This is a genomic window from Bartonella bacilliformis KC583 (genome assembly GCF_000015445.1).
GTDB classification, from domain to species: domain Bacteria; phylum Pseudomonadota; class Alphaproteobacteria; order Rhizobiales; family Rhizobiaceae; genus Bartonella; species Bartonella bacilliformis.
In genome coordinates this window covers 980999-1001677 of sequence record NC_008783.1, presented here as the reverse complement: position 1 = coordinate 1001677, position 20679 = coordinate 980999, and the positions used below count along the sequence as shown (strand labels likewise).

Here is a 20679-nt window from a genome sequence, read left to right as displayed (position 1 = left end):
CAAAGTCGTTAAACATGCAAAAAAGAATTTTAAGAATTTGTGAAAGATGATGCGTTTTCCCCCTGATTTCCTTGATGAGATCCGCACAAGATTGCCAATTTCAACAGTTATTGGTCAAAGGGTGACATTTGATCCCCGAAAAAGCAAGTCCTCACGAGGAGATTTTTGGTGTTGTTGCCCATTTCACGGTGAAAAAACTCCAAGTTTTCATTGTGATGATCGTAAAGGCTACTACCATTGTTTTGGTTGTGGTGTGAGTGGTGACATTTTTAATTTTCTTTGTGAACTTGATGGATTACAATTTTCAGAATCTGTAGAACGCTTAGCTGATTTGGCTGGTATGAAATTACCCGTTCTTGATCTACAAAGTTATAAACGTGAAATGCAAAAAGCAGATCTGTATGATGTTATGGCAATAGCTACAGATTTTTTTCAAAATAATTTGTATGATAAGGGAGGAGCACAAGCACGCCAATATCTTGATGAACGTGGTATAACACCAGAACTTGCAAAACGTTTTCGGATTGGTTTTGCGCCAGCAAAGCGCACAGCCTTGAAAGAGGTTTTGAGCGCACGTGGTGTTTCAGTTAAGCAGATGGAGGATTGTGGTCTTCTCATATCAGGTGAGGATATTGCGGTTCCCTACGACCGATTTAGAAATCGTATTATATTTCCTATTCAAGATTTACGCGGGCGCGTTGTCGCTTTTGGAGGACGTACGCTAGATCAAGATGTCCAGGCAAAATATCTCAATAGTCCTGAAACGGTGCTGTTTCATAAGGGAAATATACTTTATAACGCAGCTTCTGCTCGCAAAAATAACTCCTTCACGAGTGGAGAAAAAGCACCTTCCATCCTTGTTGTTGAAGGTTATATAGATGTTATCAGTTTAATTAAGGCTGGTTTTGAGAAAGTGGTTGCTCCTCTGGGGACAGCGTTAACAGAGGCTCAAATTGAGCTTTTGTGGAAGATGAGTTCTGATCCAATTTTATGCTTTGATGGGGATGATGCTGGTTTAAAAGCTGCTTTTCGTGTTGCCGATCGTGTCTTGCCTCTTTTGAAAGCAGGGCTGTCTGTGCGCTTTATTTTGTTGCCACAAGGACAAGATCCTGATGAGATTGTTCGTGTTGGTGGTGCAAAATTTTTTGATTCTTATGTGCAAAAATCAATTCCGCTAATTGAACTTTTATGGTTGCGTGCCACTTATGGAAAGCGTTTTGAAACACCAGAAGAGCGAGCAGCGTTAGAACGAGAACTGAAACAGGAGATCTTTAAGATTAAAGATGAGAGTGTACGTCGTTATTATTTGCAAGATATAAAAAAGCGACTTTTTGATTTTTTTCGTTCATCTTTTTCAAAAAAGAAGAGTACAGAAGGGTACAGTGAAAATCAAAAAAATGGGATATTTCAGGGAAAAATTTTTTCTGCTTTAGAAAATTCCGACATGGTGCGCACTTCGTCACACTCTATTCCTTTACGAGAAGCAGTTATTTTGCTAGTTTTAGCACACTATCCTGATCTTTGGCATGAAAATTTTGAAGTTCTTGCTGAGTTAGAATTGAAAAATACTCAATTGATGAATTTTCATCAATCTATGTTAGAAATTCTTGGTAGTCAGTGTCTTCTTGCTGAAGAGACGATGATCATAGCTTTAGAAAAAAAAGGACAAAAGATTATTTTAGAGCATATGATGAATCTTGTACAAAAGGTTGGTATGCGTACTTTCTTCGCTAGAGCTCCTATAGAAGATGCTCGTTCTGTGTTGAAACAAGCTATCTACTTGCATCTTCAAGAACACCACCTACATAAGAGATTGCAAGATATTGAGGAGCAACTCTTGAATAATCCTAGTAGCGAAATTTTTGATCTGTTGCGTGAAACAAAGGTTGAATTAGAGCAGACACACGCAACAGAAGCTTTAATTGAAGGATTTGGCTGTTGGTTTAATGAAAGAACAGACGAGAGTGAGGAAAATAAGATAAAATGATTCGCTTTTTAAAAGAGAATCAGTCACCAAAGCCTCATGATAGGATTAATCTATTGTGGAAATAGTATTTTAAAGAATGGTGACTAAATTTCAGGAATAATCAAAAAGTGACTCTTAAGCTATGTAGTGTAAAGGTTGTCTCAGAAAGGCTGAGAGTACCGAGGGAAACTTTTGAAGTTTTTCAATATTTTTATGCAAATAAGAGTGTATATGAAGATGTATTCATTTTCAGTAAGAGATTACCTTAAGAAGATGAAACATGATTGATGCGCTAAGTGAGAATGCAAAAGAATTTGATCACACGAAGTCTGTGTAGTGGTCAAGTTGGAGTGACAGTATGGCAAAGGTTAAAAAGAAAGACAATCTAGAAGTAATGGGTCAAGGAAGCTTAGACAATGCTCCTCTTGATTTTTCCGATGACGCCATCAAAAAAATGATAAAGCTTGCCAAAAAAAATGGCTACGTAACAATGGATGAATTAAATGCGGTTCTTCCCTCTGATGAAGTTACATCCGAACAAATTGAAGATATATTGATGATGTTTTCTGAGATGGGTGTTAACGTTGTAGACGATGAAGATGAAATAGAAGCTGAGCATTATGAAGGGGAAATTACGGTAGAAGGTGGTGATTTGGTAGAGGCCACTAGCCGTGAAGTTGCGACGATACCTAAACGTGAAGCAACAGATAGAACAGACGATCCGGTGCGTATGTATTTGCGTGAAATGGGAGCAGTTGAGCTTCTTTCTCGTGAAGGGGAAATTGCCATTGCTAAGCGCATTGAGGCAGGACGTGAAACAATGATTTCGGGGCTTTGTGAAAGTCCTTTAACATTTCAGGCGCTTATTATTTGGCGTGAAGAATTGAGAGAACAGCGTATCCTTCTTCGTGAAATTATTGATCTTGAAATGACTTACGCTGGACCAGAAGCCAAGCAAGCCCCAATTATTGAGCGGAGTGAAGTAGAAAAAATTAAAAAAGAAGCATCCCCGTCTGATAAAGATGACGTGGACATTATTGCAGAGGATATAGGTGCTGAAGATGATGAAGATGATGAGGTTAATTTGTCATTTGCAGCAATGGAAAATGAATTATATCCTCAGATTATGGAAACTTTGAACTTTATTGCTGAAACTTATGTCAAATTGAGGAAATTGCAAAATCAGCATGTTGAAAGTAGTTTAGCTGCTTGTAAAGCAAGTGATCTCTCTTCTGCTCAAAAGAAGAAATCTACTCAATTGAAATCTGATTTGATTCAAGCAGTAAAATCTCTTTCCCTGAACCAAAATCGTATTGAAGCCTTAGTTGAACAACTGTATGATATTAATAAAAGGTTGGTTCATAATGAGGGTAAATTAAAGCGGATTGCGAATAGTTATGGAATTGGGCACGAAGATTTTCTAAAAGAATATCAAGGCCGTGAATTGGATTCAGATTGGGTTAATTATATTGCAACTTTACCAGGATCTGGTTGGAAAGAATTTTCAACTCGTGAAGTTGAGGTCATTCGTAATTTGCGTAGTGAGATACAAAATCTTGCGCAAGAAACTGCTATTTCGATAGGAGAGTTTCGTCGGATTGTTACCCAAGTACAAAAGGGTGAGCGCGAAGCGACGATTGCTAAAAAAGAAATGGTAGAAGCGAATTTGCGTCTTGTTATTTCAATTGCAAAAAAATACACAAACCGTGGTTTGCAGTTTCTTGATCTTATTCAGGAAGGTAATATCGGTTTGATGAAGGCCGTTGACAAATTTGAATATCGGCGTGGATATAAGTTTTCAACTTATGCAACATGGTGGATTCGTCAAGCAATTACGCGTTCAATTGCTGACCAGGCACGTACCATTCGTATTCCTGTTCATATGATTGAAACTATTAACAAAATTGTTCGTACATCGCGCCAAATTTTACATGAAATTGGGCGCGAACCTACACCAGAAGAATTATCCAGTAAACTTTCTATGCCTTTAGAAAAAGTGCAAAAAGTTCTTAAAATTGCGAAAGAGCCTATTTCACTTGAAACGCCTGTTGGTGATGAAGATGATTCTCATTTAGGGGATTTCATTGAGGATAGAAATGCTTTATTGCCAATTGATGCAGCTATTCAGGCTAATTTGCGTGATACAACAACTCGCGTACTCGCTTCATTAACGCCACGTGAAGAGCGTGTTTTAAGAATGCGTTTTGGTATTGGGATGAATACTGATCATACGTTAGAAGAAGTTGGTCAGCAATTTTCAGTCACACGTGAGCGTATCCGTCAGATTGAAGCAAAAGCACTTCGTAAATTGAAGCATCCTAGTCGTTCACGTAAATTGCGTAGTTTTCTTGATTCATAATGTAATGAAAGCGTGCTTTTTTATGGTCAGTTATCCTTAAATCAGCTGTAAAAGATTGTATATTTTCAATTTTGAATGATTGAAGCAGTTCACGTTCATCTCTGGAAAGTTATATTTGTTGGTTTATTGATGAAAGTGAAGATGTTCAGTTACATCACTCGGTCGGTATTATGAAATTTCAAATAGTATATCAAACACAATTTTGCGCGTAGGAAAATTAAAATTCATGAAGGTGGTTTATTGAAACTAGCTTCAATGCTTTACTTCTTCCAACGTATCACGAGCATTTTATCGAGAGAGCCTGTAACTTGATAAGGAATGTTTCAAAAAAATCAGAGATTGAATGTGTTTCAGTCGATAGCAAATGTTACAGTGACAGTAACACTATAGTTCAATTCACCACTTGAAAAATGTGTATCCGCATAGCTTGCAGTTTGTGCTCTGCTGATAAGGCGTGGCATGAGATGAGGAGGATCATTACTTTCATTAATCTCAATAATTTTCCCCAATTTCACACTGGCTGCGTGAGCTAGAGTTTCTGCTTTTTCAATAGCTTCAGCAATAGCTTGTTTACGCGCTGCTGTATAAAATGGTTTTGTATCAGTATTAGTAAAGGTAATGTCTCTAACAGAATTAATACCGAGCGCCATTGCTTGGTCAAGTATCATGCCAGCATTTAAAAGATCACGGATGCGCACTGTCAAAGAATGTGAAACTTGATAGAGGTTTTCATCACCTCTTTGTTCTTGATGTTTATCAGAATTGATGTAATGAATAAATAAATTTGATGTTTGTATATCCTTTTCTTGAATACCCTCCTTTTTAAAAGAATCAATAATGTTATTTATAGATTTATTATTGGCTTCTAATGCTTTTTGAGCTGTTTTATTATGTGTAATAACGGCTAAATTCATAATCGCCATATCTGGAGTTGCTTGGCTTTCACCGGTTGCAGTAACAGTAATAGTGGAATTTTTTATTGTGCTTTTTTCAGCGTATACAGACAGAGAGCTGGTTAACAGTGCCAGAATTGTCAATATAGTGATTTTTGTCCAATAGATATTAAAAAGTTGGGAAATTGCTTTTGTCATATTCATTCGTCTCATTTGTGTCTTCATTACTTTCTCATTTTCAGGAATTATTGTAAAGTAATTAGGGCGCTGAAAGAAAAAAAGCGAGAGGAAAGAAAAAAATATGAATTATAATTGAGGCAATCTCTTGTATTATAAAGTATTTTAGTTTAGAGAGAAGCAGTCTTGTGGGGCCTGTAGCTCAATTGGTTAGAGCCAGCGGCTCATAACCGCTTGGTTGGGGGTTCGAGTCCCTCCGGGCCCACCATTTTCTTTAGGGAGAATTTTCTAGTCTATAAGGAAAAATTCTCATATGCGCTAGAGTTTGATAGATCTGCTTAGAGCTAATACTAAAGTTATATGTATTACTGCAGTAGTCCGTTGCTTATATTCACTCTCTGAGATAAAAATTTTCATTTAGACAGCAAAAAACATTAAGATTTTAATTCTACGACAGATGTACGACGTGTAACTTTTTTGATTTGTTCGATACCTATCAGGATATCTTCTTTTGTTGGGTAACCTATACTGGAAAAAGCAATTTTCTGCTCATCTGTTGAAATTAAACGCCAATACCACTGATTGTGGACACCCCGAAACACCTCAAAATACATGTTTTACCTCATAAACAACAACTAGCTTGCAGGATAAGCACTCAGTTTCTAACATGAGTGCCAAACACGCTTTCAATGAAAGATCAACATCCCCCTTAAGTTTTTCTTGGTTTGCAAGAATACATTTCGCAATATATGTCAGTGTTTCAAAAAGAAAACAATATTTTGTGCTATTGAGTAGATTGTTGGAAAATTATAGCAATACCGCCTTCTTCCTAAATAGAAGGAGGCTTCTCTTGATCATGGTGTGCAGATACGCTCAAGCTTTCATGACAAAATAATAAAGCGTATTAAGCTCTATCAATACAGCAAAAATTTTTTATATTGATAGAGTTTAAGTTCTAGTGTTTTTTGTAATAAAATCTTATTGATTAGCTGTAGTATCTTTATGCGATATGCTTCGAATAAGGAGCTCTATAAACAAACTAAGAGCATAAGAATTTGCCATATTTGCTTTCATATTGACCAGGGAAGCGATTGCTTTTGGATTAAGATTATTCGATATACTCTGTGCCAGTGGATATTTTTGCAATTTTTCATAAGATTTTTTAAGTTTATTTTGATTGAGTATATCACTGTAATCGCTGTTAGTAAGAATATCTTCAATCGTTTCAATTTTTTTAATAAAGTAATTCCAGTCAAATTCACTTCTGGTATATTCAGTATCAAACATTTTTCCTTGGCCTGTTAAAAGCCAATTAATATTGACTCCATATAATGTCCGATATGCTTGTAATACACTAAGATTAGGTTCTCTTTCTCCTCGCTCATAAAAAGCAATGGAGTTCTTTGTCATGTTAAAATTTTTAGCTAATGTTTCACGTGATGGATCGCCTAAAGCGAGGCGAATGTGACGCAAACGCTTTCCAAATACGGTTTTTGCTTCAGTTTCAGGACGTGCCACGAATTATCTCCCTCAGTAAGTATGGTATGAGCTTTATACCAATAAAACTACACATTGTATTAATATCTCATTACTCAATGTCAATGTCTTTTAGTCCTTTATTTTTTTTAAATTCAATAAATATAGAGTGAATTTTCATTTTTTATTCTAAGAATAATATTTGAATTGAAAGGAATATAGACTTACTAATTCTATTTTCTTGATTCTTTTTAAGGGAGAGGCGTATGAATTTTCTATGTGCATACTATTTTATTATTGATAGATGTAGTTTTTGATTTAAAAAATAGATTCCAGAAGATGAATTTTGAGGAATAATTATGGTCCTATTCAGATATTTTAAATGGGCTTTTTCCTTCACAATTATTGGTGTTTGTTTAGGTGGGGTTATTGGTTGGTTCGAAACGAACAGCATTATTGGGATTCTGAAATATTTTTTCATTTGTTGTACCTTAGGAATTTTAGAAATTTCTCTGTCTTTTGATAATTCTATTGTTAATGCACGGATTCTTGGAAGAATGAACCAGCTATGGTCGCGTCGTTTTTTGACGTGGGGCATTATAATAGCAGTGTTTGGTATGCGGATCATTTTCCCACTGTTGGTTGTTGCTTTTGCTGCTTGGATTAGTCCAATTGCAGCAGTCAAATTAGCAATATGGGAGCCAGATCAATATGCTACGATTTTAACGGATTCTCATGCAGGGATTGCAGCTTTTGGAGGAACCTTCCTCATGATGGTTGGTTTAAAATATTTTTTTGATCCTGAAAAAAAAGTACATTGGCTGCCTTTTATAGAAAAACCAGCTCAGAAACTTGGTTTTCTCGTAGGGATTGATATTGCAATTGTTTTAATTTTGATATTATTTTTTTCAGGACAAGTTGTCACAGCAGATAAGCTGACTGTTTTACTAGCTATGCTTTATGGGCTTTTGACATTTTTAGTAGTTGGAGCAGTTGGTGCGTTTTTAGATTCTAAAGAAATGACCTTGACCACGACTGCTAAGGGAGGGCTAGGCTCATTTCTTTATTTAGAAATTTTGGATGCTAGTTTTTCTTTTGATGGTGTTGTTGGCGCTTTTGCTTTTTCACATAACCTTTTTATCATTGCCATAGGTCTTAGTATTGGCGCATTTTATGTACGTTCTATGACAGTCATGCTTGTTGAAACAGGAACATTATTGCGTTACCGTTATCTGGAACATGGTGCTTTTTATGCGATCTTAATTCTTGCAGTTATTATGTATATGCAAATTATTATGCCGGTACCTGAAATATTAACAGGATTTATTGGTATATTTGTGATTGGAATGGCATTTTATTCCTCCCTTCGTTTCAAACATGATTTTTCAAGCAAACATGTTGTATCTAAGTGATATGATATGAATTTATTTTGTTTCTGTAGTTGTTAGGAGAGGATTTTAGTAAATCATTAAAAGTTCTACACCGGCTTCATGCATAGTTTTAAGCATGATATTAAGTGACCCATTGACATCAATACCAGCACAAGCATTTAACACGACACTGACTTGAAAACCACATTGTACAGCGTGAAGTGCAGAAAATGCAACACAGAAGTCAGTTGCTAAACCGCACATAATCAATTTTGTAAAGCTATGTTCTTTGAGGTAATTTTGTAAGCCTGTTGGCGTTTTTTGATCATTCTCAAAAAAAGCAGAATAGCTGTCAATTTTCCGGTTATGGCCTTTGCGGATGATAAGCTGTGCTTTATCAATGTTGAGAGATTGATGAAAATCCGCTCCCTTTGTTCCTTGTACGCAATGGTCAGGCCAGAGTATTTGAGGACCATAATCAAGATTAATCATATCATAAGGGGATTTATCAGGGTGGGAAGAAGCAAAGCTGAGATGCCCTTTTGGATGCCAGTCTTGGGTTAAAATGACATGGTCAAAACGGGTTATGAGATCGTTGATAGTTGGTAGAATAGTATTGCCTTGTAGTACTGCAAGTGCTCCACCTGGAAGGAAATCATTTTGAACATCCACAACGATTAAAGCTTTCTTTTCCATCAATCTATTCCTGTAGGCAACTTATTTCTTTCAGTAGTTTTAAGGCTCTGTTTCGTTTTGAAGCTATAAGATGACTTGATTCAAGTTCAGAACTCTCCAATATCAGGTCGTAAAAGAGAGATATAGATAAATTTTGGATGATATTGCTTATTTTTTACTAATTGCAATTACATACCACTATCTGTCAATGTTTAATGAGTAGGAGACATGGTGTAATGTTCATAAGATAGAAGAGAATAAGAAGTTTAGTTGCTGCGTAATTATCTGTTGATTTGCAGGATAGTTTAAGCTGATTGATACACCTTTGTATATAAGATCAGGAGAGAGGCTAGTTCTTTAGCACATTTCAGATACAAAAAAGAAAGCCTTTTTTGCATTGAGGGATGTTTTTTCGTATTTGAAATTATGAAGGGCTTGTGAGATGAGAGAAGAAAATGTATCAATATGGTGCGAAGCTGTTCGTGCCTGTAAAGATTGTTTATCGCAAAATTTGAGACAAGCAAAAACAGTGTTCTTGGAATTCTAATTTCTTTAATCACATAATATCAAAAGGAAACTTATGGCACGCCAATTTATCTACCATATGGATGGGGTCAGTAAAGCTTACGGTAATAAAAAAATTTTAGAGGATATTCATCTGTCCTTTTATCCGGATGCAAAGATTGGCATTTTGGGACCAAATGGTGCAGGTAAATCGACTATTTTACGCATTATGGCTGGATTGGATAAAGAATACACGGGGGAAGCATGGCTTGCTGAGGGGGCGCGTTGTGGTTATCTTCCGCAAGAGCCTGTTCTTGATGAAAATAAGGATGTGTATGGCAATGTAATGGAAGGCGTTGCAGATAAGCAGGCGATCATAGATCGCTATAATGAATTAATGATGAATTATAATGATGAAACAGCTGATGAAAGCGCTAAACTTCAGGATATTATCGATAGCCAGAATCTTTGGGACTTAGAAAGCCAAGTGAAAATGGCTATGGCCGCTCTTAATTGTCCACCAACAAACGAGAGTGTAACAAAACTTTCAGGCGGTGAAAAGCGGCGTGTTGCACTTTGTAAATTGCTTTTATCAAAACCTGATTTATTGCTTTTGGATGAACCTACAAATCATTTAGACGCAGAAACGACGGCTTGGCTTGAAAAACATTTGCGTGAATATCCAGGTGCGGTCCTTTTGATTACGCACGATCGTTATTTTCTCGATAATGTAACAGGTTGGATTTTAGAATTGGATCGTGGCAAAGGCATTCCTTATGAGGGGAATTATTCTGCTTATTTGGATGCTAAAGCTAAACGTATGGCGCAGGAGGGTCGTGAAGAGGTTACTCGTCAGCGTGCGTTATCACGCGAAAAAGAATGGATTTCCTCTAGCCCAAAAGCACGTCAAGCAAAATCAAAAGCTCGTATCAAGGCTTATGATGAATTGGTTCAGGCTGCGCATGAACGTCGCCCTGGTGATGCACAAATTATTATTCCTGTTGGTGAAAGATTAGGCCAGGTTATTATTGAAGTTGATCGTCTGTCAAAAGCCTATGGTGATCGCGTGTTGATAGATTCTCTCTCTTTCAAGCTTCCTGCCGGTGGGATTGTTGGGGTCATTGGTGCCAATGGTGTAGGGAAATCTACTTTATTTAAGATGTTAACAGGGCAAGAACAACCAGACTCAGGGAAAATACGCATTGGGGAGACAGTTCAGATAAGTTATGTTGATCAGAGTCGTGATACGTTGCAGGGTGAGAAGACTGTTTGGGAGGAAATTTCTGGCGGCAATGATATTATCAAGTTAGGCAAATATGAAATGAACAGTCGTGCTTATTGTGGTGCTTTTAACTTTAAGGGTGGGGACCAGCAGCAAAAAGTGACTGATTTGTCAGGTGGGCAGCGTAATCGTGTACATTTGGCTAAGCTTTTAAAAGAGGGAGGCAATGTTCTTCTTCTCGATGAACCAACCAATGATCTTGATACGGAAACATTAGGTGCATTGGAAGACGCTTTAGAAAATTTTGCTGGTTGTGCCGTTATTATATCGCACGATCGTATGTTTCTTGATCGATTAGCAACGCATATTTTGGCTTTTGAAAGTAATGGTCATGTGGAATGGTTTGAAGGTAATTTTGCTGACTATGAAGCAGATAAGATTCGCCGTCTTGGCCCAGATGCGCTTAATCTTAAGCGTGTGAATTATAAGCCACTCACACGCTAATATTCTTCTTCTTGTATAAGCTATTTAAATTTAAAAAGTATCGATATGTTTGTGTCGTCTAAATTTTTCAAAAAGCAAATTATATTCCATGTTGCCAGTGTCTCTTCATTGCATGGGAGATGAAAAGAGAACAAGTTTTGATCATGGCTTTCACAAAGTAAATAATCTATTGTTTTATTGGATCGATGGTGTGTGAAAGCAATTATTATTAGTCAAACTGTTATGGTTAGCATTTATATATGGTTATGCGGTTGACATGCTGATGCACTATTCTTGGAATAAAGTGCTTGTGTAGTAAAATATGGTATTGAGGATTTTCATTTTTATATTTTGAAGCATACTAATTCAGTTTGCGTGATTTACCGATTAATTAGGATTTGATTCGTAAAAACTTCTTATTGTTTTTAATTATTATAGCAAAAGATTTTTTTGTAAAAATTATAATATAAATTCCAATAAGCAGAAAAATCTTATGGATATATTTTAAAACAAAATTGCTTCAAATTGGGCCGGGTTTAGTATTTTTTGCCTAAATTTTTTCATTTTTACAAGATTAGTAATAATTTTTACTTTTTTTTTGGAAAAAATGACAAGAATTTCTTGTTGTTTAAAATATTTTATTCCATAGCAGGGGTGTCTCATCGATGATCTAGAATCGATGTGATCAAGGACAATCAGGGAGCCTCTCCCCCCCCCCCCCCGCGTGGATCCCTGAGAGTTTTTGGCCCGACTGAAATTTTTCAGTCGGGTTTTTTTATTTCAATCAATAATCTACTTCATGATTACACGAATTCTTATGTCACTGAGAAAAGCATTAAGAGTCAGTGTTGTATGACACGTTATGTATAAAATGCATCGAGAATGGTTTAAAAACCAGTATGAGTCATTATTTTTAGGGGTTAAGAAAATATAAAAACATTTTATGTGTGATGTGCAGACTTGTGTTTGTAGTATTTAGGACAAAAAATGATAAAATTCTGTTGGCATCGTATTATTTTTCTCATTTTATTTTTTTTATTAGTTTTTGCTGTTAGTTTTTTGGCTTATCAATCTGTAAAAAAGATGATTTTTTCTCACCAGATAGTAATAACAAAAGGTATACTTTCAGAAGATCTGGCGACGTTTTTTTCAGGTGTTGCAATGAGCTTTTCTAAAATAGATACTCAAAAAAAACAAAGTGTTGTTGACCAAGCACGTCGGGATGCAATTTTTGCTGTTCTTGCGAGTGGTCAGAACAATGAACAAGCACAAAAATTTGGTAAAACTGTTACTGCAATTGCATTAAAAGCAATTTCTCGTTCTTCTGTTATAGATACTAATTTGTAATCATATTTTGGTCATTATTTGAAACTGATTTAAGAGTATTTTCGTTCTGTTGCTATTTGAAGAATCTTCTTATTCTATTAAGCCTATAGTGAAAATGGTCAGTGAGTTTAATCATAAAATAATATGCAAACAGAAGTTTTTTTAATGGTATCATGAATATGCAAAGTGCATAAATTAAGCACTAGCAATGTGTGCTCTATAATTTTTAAACATGATATGGATTATGAAATAAAAAAGTGGATACCGTTTTTAATAAAACATTGTTTAAAAGTTAAAATCTATTTAGCTTTATAAAATGATAATATATTTTAGGCCACCAGCTTGAAAATACTAAATTGTGCGTAAAACCACTGTTTATAGTGTCACAAAAATAAATAAACAATCAACGAATGTGATCAATTCTTTTACTACAATATATAAAATATTTTTAGCATCTATTTTCACGTTATGAAAAATGTTTTATAAATATCAGATCAGTCGGCTGGGCAGCCGCGCTTGTCTCATGTTAAGATAGGTGAGGAAAGTCCGGGCTCCATGGAAAAACGGTGCCGGGTAACACCCGGCGGGGGTGACCCTAGGGAAAGTGCCACAGAAAGCAAACCGCCTATTTTTATAGGTAAGGGTGAAAAGGTGAGGTAAGAGCTCACCGCGCACGCAGTAATGGGTGTGGCAAGGTAAACCCCACCGGGAGCAAGACCAAATAGAAATGACGTGCAAGGTTTGGCTTGCAGCCAGTTTCCAGGTGAGTCATTTGGGTAGGTTGCACGAGGCGGATGGTAACATCCGTCCTAGATGAATGGTTGCCATGTAAAGTATAAGCTTTACCATACAGAACCCGGCTTATAGGCCGACTGATATTTATTTATACGGTGTTTATATAAGTTTCTTTGAAGGCTTGTTTTTTGTTTTTGAATTACGCGCTTAAGAGGAGATGATTTTAAAAATCATAATATTTTTTTAAGTATAATGAGCTAACGTAGCATGTTGGATCAATTTTAGCTTTAAATAGACATGAAAGTTAAAGTTTTGATTATGATGATGTTATCTACCATTGATGGCTGTTGATCTGCAAAAACATAAATCAAGATTGGGTTATTGTGATAGAACGAGATAACGGAACTAAACGCCATATTCCAGTATTATTAGAGCCGGTTTTGGCTGGGCTTGCGCCATTGTCTGGTGCAACAGTGATTGATGGAACTTTTGGTGCTGGTGGTTATACGCGTGCTCTTTTGAATGCAGGTGCGAATGTTACTGCTCTTGATCGTGATCCGCATGCAATCCGTGAAGGAAAACCGCTTGTCGATCAATTTTTTCCACGTCTTCGTTTAGTACAAACAGAGTTTTCACAGTTGGATCGTGTGATTGAAGAAAAGGTAGATGCAGTTATTCTTGACATTGGTGTTTCTTCTATGCAGCTTGATGAGGCTGAACGAGGATTTTCTTTTCAAAAAGATGGTCCGTTAGATATGAGAATGGCACAGACGGGTTTATCTGCAAGCGATGTTGTGAATCACTTAAAAATAGATGATTTGATTCAGATATTTAGGATATTAGGAGAAGAGCGTCATTCAAGCCGAATTGCAAAAATGATTGAAAAGCGTCGTCGTATTCGCCCTTTTTTGCGTACACGTGATCTTGCTCATGAAATTGAGGTTTTAATAGGTCGTAAACCAGGAGATCGTATTCATCCTGCAACACGTGTATTTCAGGCTCTTCGCATTTACGTTAATGATGAGCTTAATGAACTTACACGCGGTTTATTTGCTGCTGAGCGGGTTTTAAAAGCAGGGGGGCGTTTGGGAGTCGTAAGTTTTCATTCACTTGAAGATCGCATAGTGAAAAAATTTTTTTCTTTTTGTTCAGGAAATCGTAAAGGATCACGCTATCTTCCAGAAGTAGAATCTGCTCCAGCGACGTTTTTTCCTTTATTTAAAGGTGGAAAAACTGCAAGTGAAGAGGAATTACAGAAAAACCCTCGTGCACGTTCTGCAAGGTTGCGTATAGGCATCCGTACTCAGGTAGATGCAATGGAAGCAGATATGAAATTGTTTGGCTTAAAAGAAATTGCTAATTTTGAAAGCAATAAATAATGATAGTTTTTCGTACATTGGATGTCATTTTCGTCATAATCATGATTTTTATGGCAGCTATTACGTACAAAGTAAAATATGATGTTCAAAAACAAATTGGTGAAGTGCTTCGTATTGAACATGAAATTGCAGTAGAAAAAAATACGGTAAAACTTCTTCGTGCTGAATGGGCTACGATGATAGAGCCCTCACGTATGGCAATACTTGCAGAGCGTTATAAAAAAGAACTAAATTTAGAGATTATACAACCTCGACAAGTTGTTGAATTAGAAGATATTCCAGTACGTTTGCATGATCCAATTGAAGAATTAATCAAACAATATGATTTTGAAGAAAATAAGCCTTTCCTTGTTAATAATCGTATCTTTCCCATGAATGGTGTTGTTCAAAAAGGCATGCGGTAATGAAATTATTGCGTCTATTTTTTCGGAAAAAAAAGCGCTTAAACAGTCAAGTAAATAATTTAGATTTTTCTATCCGTCGTTCACGTTTGATTTTTTCGTTAATATGCGTTCTTATTTTTTATAGCATTATGGGAAAATGCCTTATTTTTTATGGGCTTGAAGATGATCGCATTGAAGAAGCAAAAGGTCCAGGAACACTGCAATTAGCTACTCGACCTGATATTATTGATCGTAATGGGCGTTTATTAGCAACCGATATCGCAACCTACTCGCTTTTTGCTGAACCACGGCGCATTATTGACGTGGACGAAACAATAGAATTGATTTCAACGGTTTTACCGAAGCTTGATTTTCAGGAAATTTACAAGCGTTTAAAGAGCAAATCTGGTTTTTCTTGGATTCAACGTGGGTTAACCCCAAAACAAAAACAGCAAATTATGGCACTTGGTATTCCAGGTATTGGTTTCCGCACAGAAATACGTCGTTTTTATCCAGGTGGTTCTGTTGCTTCGCATATTCTTGGCATGGTTAATGTTGATAATCAGGGCATAGCGGGGATGGAGAAATATATTGATGACGCTGGTTTAAGTGTTCTGCGTACTTCTGGTCTTACAACGGATATGTCATTGAATCCTGTTCAACTTTCGATTGATGTGCGTGTTCAGACAATTGTGCGCGATGAACTCATAAAGGCGATGAAGATTTACAAAGCGCTTGCTGCGGGAGCTGTTATTTTAAATATTCATACCGGTGAAGTTTTAGCTATGGCGTCTGTTCCTGATTTTGATCCTGGAAATCCTGTTGATGCTCTTAAAAGTGATCGCTTAAACCGGATAACAGCTGGAGCTTTTGAAATGGGATCCATTATCAAAAGTTTCACGACAGCGATGGCGCTTGATTCAGAAATTTTTCACCTAAACAGTGTCATTGATGCGTCCAAACCACTTCAAGCAAGTAAGAACTATTTTATTCACGATTTTCATGGAAAGAATCGCCCATTAAAATTATGGGAGATTTTTATTTATTCCTCTAATATTGGTTCTGCTAAGGAAGCATTAGCGGTAGGGGTTGATGGACATCGCGATTTTTTGAAACGGTTTGGTTTATTAGATCGTATGAAAGTAGAATTGCCTGAAGTTGCTAATCCTATTTTGCCACGTCAGTGGCGTGATATTAATTCTATGACAATTTCTTTTGGGCACGGTATAGCCATAACGCCATTACAAACGATAGTAGGTGCAGCTGCTTTAATGAATAATGGTTGGTTGATTGAACCGACATTATTAAAACGCACTGAAGCGCAAGCTATGAAATATGCCAAACAGGTTCTTCATCCTCAAACAAGTCAAGAGATGCGCTATCTTTATAAATTGAATAGTGTCATTGGTTCTGGACGTAACGCACAAGTAGAAGGGTATCGTATTGGTGGGAAAACAGGGACGGCTGAAAAAATTGAAAATGGAAAATATTCTAAAACAAAAAATTTTAATAGTTTTCTTGCTGCTTTTCCTATTGATAATCCTTCTTATGTTGTTTTAACAATTATTGATGAACCACAACCTGGAGAGGGAAAACGTTTAGCAACAGCTGGAATGAATGCAGCACCAGTGCTTGCCAATATTATTCGCCGTTCAGCTAGTTTTCTTGGAATAAAATCAGATTTCAAGAAAGAATATGAGACGATTTTTGATGGTTTAGAATTATCAAAAGAACAATAGTGAAAAAATCATACCTTATAAATGTGAGAAAATATGTTTCTTGGAGCATTATTTACAGAATGTGTTGATGATAATAATCTTGCCTCAATTAAAATTACAGGGATCAGTGCAAATTCTCGGCAAATATTGCCGGGTTATGTTTTTGTTGCTCTTCAAGGAAACAAGGGTGATGGCAGACATTATATAAATGATGCTATAAAGCGGGGTGCGCGGGTTGTGGTTACAGATTTTGATTTTGTTGCCGAAAATTTATCCGTTCCAGTTTTGCAGGTTTCAGATGTACGCCATAACTTGGCTTTAGCAGCTGCACGTTTTTATAGTACTCAGCCGGAAACTGTTTTGGCTGTTACGGGGACTAGTGGTAAAACATCGGTTGTTTCGTTTATTCGGCAAATTTGGCAACATGTTGGATTTTGTGCAGCTAGTATTGGCACAGTAGGTGTTGTCTCTCCTAAGCGAAATGATTATGGTTCTCTAACAACTCCTGATCCGGTGATGTTACATCGCCTGTTATATGAACTTGCTGATGAGGGTGTGACGCATGCAGCGCTTGAAGCTTCTTCACATGGTCTAGATCAAAGTCGGCTTGATGGAGTAAATTTAGCAGCAGCTGCTTTTACTAATTTAGGGCGTGATCATATGGATTATCACGCGTGTGTAAAAGATTATTTGCGTGCTAAGATGAGGTTGTTTGATACATTGTTGCCACCGGATGCACCTGCACTTATTATGGCCGATGATGGTTATTCACAAGAAGTAATTAATCATGTTACACAAGCAGGTCGCCGGGCTTTAACAATTGGGCGTAAAGGGCAATTTATCAAAATTAATCGTATTGAACATCGACGTTCAAAACAATATGTTGAGTGTCGTATAGAAAATGATGTTTACACGTTTGATTTGCCGCTTGTAGGACATTTTCAGGTTACTAATGCGCTCATGGCTGCAGGTTTAGCAATTACAACAGGGAGTTCTTCAGATAAGGTCTTTAGCTCTCTTAAAAAATTGAAGGGAGCACCTGGTCGGCTAGAGTTAGTTAGCAAGACGAAAGACAATGCATCTGTTTATGTAGATTATGCTCATAAGCCAGAAGCTTTAGAGCAGGTGTTGCTTGCTGCTCGTCCTTTTACTCCAGGGCGTTTGATTGTTGTTTTTGGTTGTGGTGGTGATCGTGATCAAGGGAAAAGGCCATTGATGGGAAAAATTGCAGTTGATAAGGCTGATATTGTTATTGTCACGGATGATAATCCTCGTACTGAGGAGCCAGAAAAAATTCGACAGGATATTTTACAAGCAGCACCAGGGGCACTGGAAATAGCAGATCGTAGTGAAGCAATTTATTATGCCGTGGGGTTACTTGAGGCTGGAGATACATTAATTATTGCAGGAAAAGGTCATGAAAATGGTCAGGTTGTAGGACAGGAAACACGTCCTTTTTCAGATCGTTTAGAAGCAATTTCTGCTTTGAAGGAATTGAATAAATGACAGTGTTGTGGGATCAAAAAATACTGCTTTCTGCAATGGATGGTGTTGCGATTGGGTGCTTACCAGAGAGTTTTCCTGGGGTTTCGATTGATAGCCGAACTCTTGTAAAAGGTGATATTTTTTTCTGTATTAAAAATCGTCTAGATGGACATGATTTTGCTGCACAGGCTCTTGCAAGAGGCGCAGGAGCTCTTGTCATTGCGCAAAATCGTTTAGATGACATGAAACAATTATCGGCTCCACTTATTGTTGTTCCTGATGTTTTGAAAGCACTAGAACAGCTTGCACAAGAAGCACGTAAGCGTTCCAAAGCTAAGATTATAGCGGTGACAGGTTCTGTTGGAAAAACGACAACAAAAGAAGCTCTTAAGAAAGTCCTTCAAACTGTTGGAAAAGTTCATGCTAATATTGCTTCTTTTAATAATTGCTGGGGTGTCCCGCTGACTTTAGCACAGATGCCTTTAGATAGCGATTATGGTATCTTTGAAATTGGTATGAATCATAAAGATGAAATTCGTTCTCTCGTAAAATTGGTGTGTCCGCATGTCGCTTTGATTACTCATATTGCTGCTGGACATATAGAATTTTTTAAGAATCTTGAGGAAATTGCAGATGCAAAAGCTGAAATTTTTGAAGGGCTGGATAATAAGGGAATCGCTATTTTAAATGCAGATAGCGATTTTTTTTCTTACTTAGTTCAAAAGGCAGAACAATGCAATGTGAAAAAGATTTTGAGCTTTGGTGAATCGGACTGTGCTGATTATCAAGCAAAGGAGATTTGTCTTTTAGAAAATCACTCTTGTATGACTGTACGATTTTCTGGGCGAGATGTGATGATTAAAATTGGTGCTCCTGGTCGACACATTGTGGATAACAGTTTAGGAGTTATAGCAGCTTGTGATGCAGTTGGTGCTGATTTATCACGTATCGCGCCTGCTTTGAGCCATTTTTCTCTTCCACAAGGTCGTGGTACCCGTTATCGATTATCTCTACCAGATGGTGAAGAATTTCATTTGATCGATGAAAGTTATAATGCCAATCCTGTTTCTATGCGTGCTGCCCTTAATCTCCTATCTATAGGACCAGTGGGTGCCTGTGGTCGACGAATTGCTGTTTTAGGAGATATGCTTGAATTGGGAGTTTATAGTGAAGAGTTTCATCGTGCTTTAGTAAAGCCAATATGTACTTCTGGTGCTAATCCAGTTTTTTTATTTGGCAAGGAAATGAAATTTTTAGCTGTTGATCTCTCTTCTTATGTTGAGGTTCATTATGCAGAGCATGTTGAGGAAATTTTACCACTTATTTTTACTGAAATTTCAAAGGGGGATCTCATTATAGTGAAATCATCCCACAGCACTCATTCGTCGCATATTGTAGCTGCATTTCTTGACCGCTATAAAGTTATATCTCTATAATTTAAAAGGGATTTTTATACTATGATGCTATTTTTCTCTTCGCTTTATGATTGGCTTCCAGGTGTCAACGTTTTTCGTTACATTACGTTTCGCACTGTGGCGGCGATGCTAACTTCGGGTTTAATAGTTTTTTTATTTGGTCCTAGCATTATTTCTTCCCTAAAAGTAAGACAGGGTAAGGGACAACCCATTCGAGCTGATGGGCCTCAAACACATTTTAAAAAAGCTGGAACACCCACTATGGGTGGATTGATGATTTTAAGTGGGGTTGTCATATCAGCACTGTTATGGGGTAATTTATTCAATATTTATCTTTGGGTATCTTTGTTTGTCATGCTTTTTTTTGGGGCGATTGGCTTTTATGATGATTATCTTAAAGTGACAAAGCAAACAGATAAGGGGTTTTCTGGTAAGGCACGGTTAAGCTTAGAATTTTTAGTAGCATCTATTGCTTCTTTTATTATCTTACAAGTTGGTTCACCGGGATTGGCTTTACCTTTTGTAAAAGAATATTTTATTAATTTAGGCTGGTTTTTCATTCCTTTTTCTGCTTGTGTTGTCGTAGGGCTTGGTAATGCTGTTAATTTGACTGATGGCCTTGATGGGCTTGCCATTGTCCCTGTGATGGTTGCTTCTTTATCTTTTGCTCTGATCGCTTACCTTTCTGGTAATATAAATTTTGCTGATTATCTACAAATCCATTATGTATCGGGGGTAGGTGAATTGGCAGTTTTATTAGGAGCAGTTTTTGGTGCAGGCCTCGGGTTTTTATGGTTTAATGCGCCTCCAGCAGCTATTTTTATGGGGGATACTGGTTCATTGGCGCTTGGAGGGCTTTTAGGGATTGTTTCTGTTGCAACGAAGCACGAAATTGTTCTCATTTTTATTGGAGGGCTCTTTGTTTTGGAAACATTATCCGTTATCATTCAAGTCGGTTGGTTTAAGTTGACGAAAAAGCGTGTATTCCTTATGGCACCGATTCACCATCATTTTGAAAAAAAAGGCTGGACCGAAAGTCAGATCGTGGTACGTTTTTGGATCATTGCGATTGTGTTAGCGCTTATTGGTCTTTCAACACTTAAGTTGAGATAA

Annotated in this window: 15 protein-coding genes, 1 tRNA gene and 1 other RNA gene; 13 read left to right on the top strand and 4 right to left on the bottom strand. The window is 37.0% G+C overall.

Translation table 11 applies throughout. The features are described 5' to 3' along the window. Positions 1-49 precede the first annotated feature (49 nt). Together dnaG and rpoD are read left to right on the top strand one after the other, a co-directional pair. Positions 50-1987: a DNA primase gene (dnaG, locus tag BARBAKC583_RS04675; protein WP_035453153.1), complete on the top strand. Its 1938-nt coding sequence runs from the start codon at positions 50-52 to the stop codon at positions 1985-1987. Positions 1988-2324: 337 nt separating this feature from the next. Beyond that, the gene (rpoD, locus tag BARBAKC583_RS04670) at positions 2325-4325 is read left to right on the top strand and encodes an RNA polymerase sigma factor RpoD (protein WP_005767462.1); all 2001 of its coding nucleotides are present in this window, start codon (positions 2325-2327) and stop codon (positions 4323-4325) included. A 350-nt stretch (positions 4326-4675) separates the two neighbouring features. On the opposite strand, the gene BARBAKC583_RS04665 is transcribed toward rpoD, so the two are convergent. Continuing rightward, positions 4676-5416: an SIMPL domain-containing protein gene (locus BARBAKC583_RS04665; RefSeq protein ID WP_005767461.1), complete on the bottom strand. Its 741-nt coding sequence runs from the start codon at positions 5414-5416 to the stop codon at positions 4676-4678. Between the two features lie 170 nt (positions 5417-5586). Between BARBAKC583_RS04665 and BARBAKC583_RS04660 the strand changes: the two genes are divergently transcribed. Further along, a tRNA-Ile gene (locus tag BARBAKC583_RS04660) sits at positions 5587-5663 on the top strand. Positions 5664-5829: 166 nt separating this feature from the next. Here BARBAKC583_RS04660 and BARBAKC583_RS04655 read toward each other — a convergent pair. Both BARBAKC583_RS04655 and BARBAKC583_RS04650 read right to left on the bottom strand, forming a co-directional pair. Next, on the bottom strand, positions 5830-6009 hold the full coding sequence (locus BARBAKC583_RS04655) for a YegP family protein (RefSeq protein ID WP_005767459.1): 180 nt from the start codon (positions 6007-6009) through the stop codon (positions 5830-5832). A 364-nt stretch (positions 6010-6373) separates the two neighbouring features. After that, positions 6374-6913: a helix-turn-helix domain-containing protein gene (locus tag BARBAKC583_RS04650; protein WP_005767457.1), complete on the bottom strand. Its 540-nt coding sequence runs from the start codon at positions 6911-6913 to the stop codon at positions 6374-6376. 317 nt (positions 6914-7230) lie between these two features. On the opposite strand from BARBAKC583_RS04650, the gene BARBAKC583_RS04645 reads away from it, so the two are divergent. Beyond that, the gene (locus BARBAKC583_RS04645) at positions 7231-8283 is read left to right on the top strand and encodes a DUF475 domain-containing protein (RefSeq protein ID WP_005767454.1); all 1053 of its coding nucleotides are present in this window, start codon (positions 7231-7233) and stop codon (positions 8281-8283) included. A 45-nt stretch (positions 8284-8328) separates the two neighbouring features. On the opposite strand, the gene pncA is transcribed toward BARBAKC583_RS04645, so the two are convergent. Then, positions 8329-8937 carry a bifunctional nicotinamidase/pyrazinamidase gene (pncA, locus tag BARBAKC583_RS04640; RefSeq protein ID WP_005767452.1) on the bottom strand — a complete coding sequence of 203 codons (609 nt, stop codon included), beginning with the start codon at positions 8935-8937 and terminating at the stop codon, positions 8329-8331. Between the two features lie 559 nt (positions 8938-9496). Here pncA and ettA point away from each other — a divergent pair. From ettA to mraY, 9 genes are all read left to right on the top strand, one after another. Further along, the gene (gene ettA, locus BARBAKC583_RS04635) at positions 9497-11146 is read left to right on the top strand and encodes an energy-dependent translational throttle protein EttA (protein WP_005767450.1); all 1650 of its coding nucleotides are present in this window, start codon (positions 9497-9499) and stop codon (positions 11144-11146) included. A 966-nt stretch (positions 11147-12112) separates the two neighbouring features. After that, a complete protein-coding gene (locus BARBAKC583_RS04630) occupies positions 12113-12472 on the top strand; it encodes a hypothetical protein (protein WP_005767447.1) in 360 nt (119 codons plus the stop codon). Positions 12473-12945: 473 nt separating this feature from the next. Further along, positions 12946-13331: RNase P RNA component class A (gene rnpB, locus BARBAKC583_RS06720), an RNA gene on the top strand. Positions 13332-13569: 238 nt separating this feature from the next. Beyond that, on the top strand, positions 13570-14565 hold the full coding sequence (gene rsmH / locus BARBAKC583_RS04625) for a 16S rRNA (cytosine(1402)-N(4))-methyltransferase RsmH (RefSeq protein WP_005767445.1): 996 nt from the start codon (positions 13570-13572) through the stop codon (positions 14563-14565). Beyond that, complete coding sequence (ftsL, locus tag BARBAKC583_RS04620) at positions 14565-14969, top strand: cell division protein FtsL (protein WP_005767442.1); 405 nt, start codon at positions 14565-14567, stop codon at positions 14967-14969. Before rsmH ends, ftsL begins: the two co-directional genes overlap by 1 nt. Next, positions 14969-16687: a peptidoglycan D,D-transpeptidase FtsI family protein gene (locus BARBAKC583_RS04615; protein WP_005767440.1), complete on the top strand. Its 1719-nt coding sequence runs from the start codon at positions 14969-14971 to the stop codon at positions 16685-16687. Before ftsL ends, BARBAKC583_RS04615 begins: the two co-directional genes overlap by 1 nt. 33 nt (positions 16688-16720) lie before the next feature. Beyond that, on the top strand, positions 16721-18172 hold the full coding sequence (locus BARBAKC583_RS04610; protein ID WP_005767438.1) for a UDP-N-acetylmuramoyl-L-alanyl-D-glutamate--2,6-diaminopimelate ligase: 1452 nt from the start codon (positions 16721-16723) through the stop codon (positions 18170-18172). Next, entirely contained in the window at positions 18169-19587 is a 1419-nt protein-coding gene (locus tag BARBAKC583_RS04605) for a UDP-N-acetylmuramoyl-tripeptide--D-alanyl-D-alanine ligase (protein ID WP_005767436.1), read from the top strand. The genes BARBAKC583_RS04610 and BARBAKC583_RS04605 overlap by 4 nt, the downstream gene beginning before the upstream one ends. Positions 19588-19608: 21 nt before the next feature. Next, the gene (gene mraY, locus BARBAKC583_RS04600; protein WP_005767435.1) at positions 19609-20679 is read left to right on the top strand and encodes a phospho-N-acetylmuramoyl-pentapeptide-transferase; all 1071 of its coding nucleotides are present in this window, start codon (positions 19609-19611) and stop codon (positions 20677-20679) included.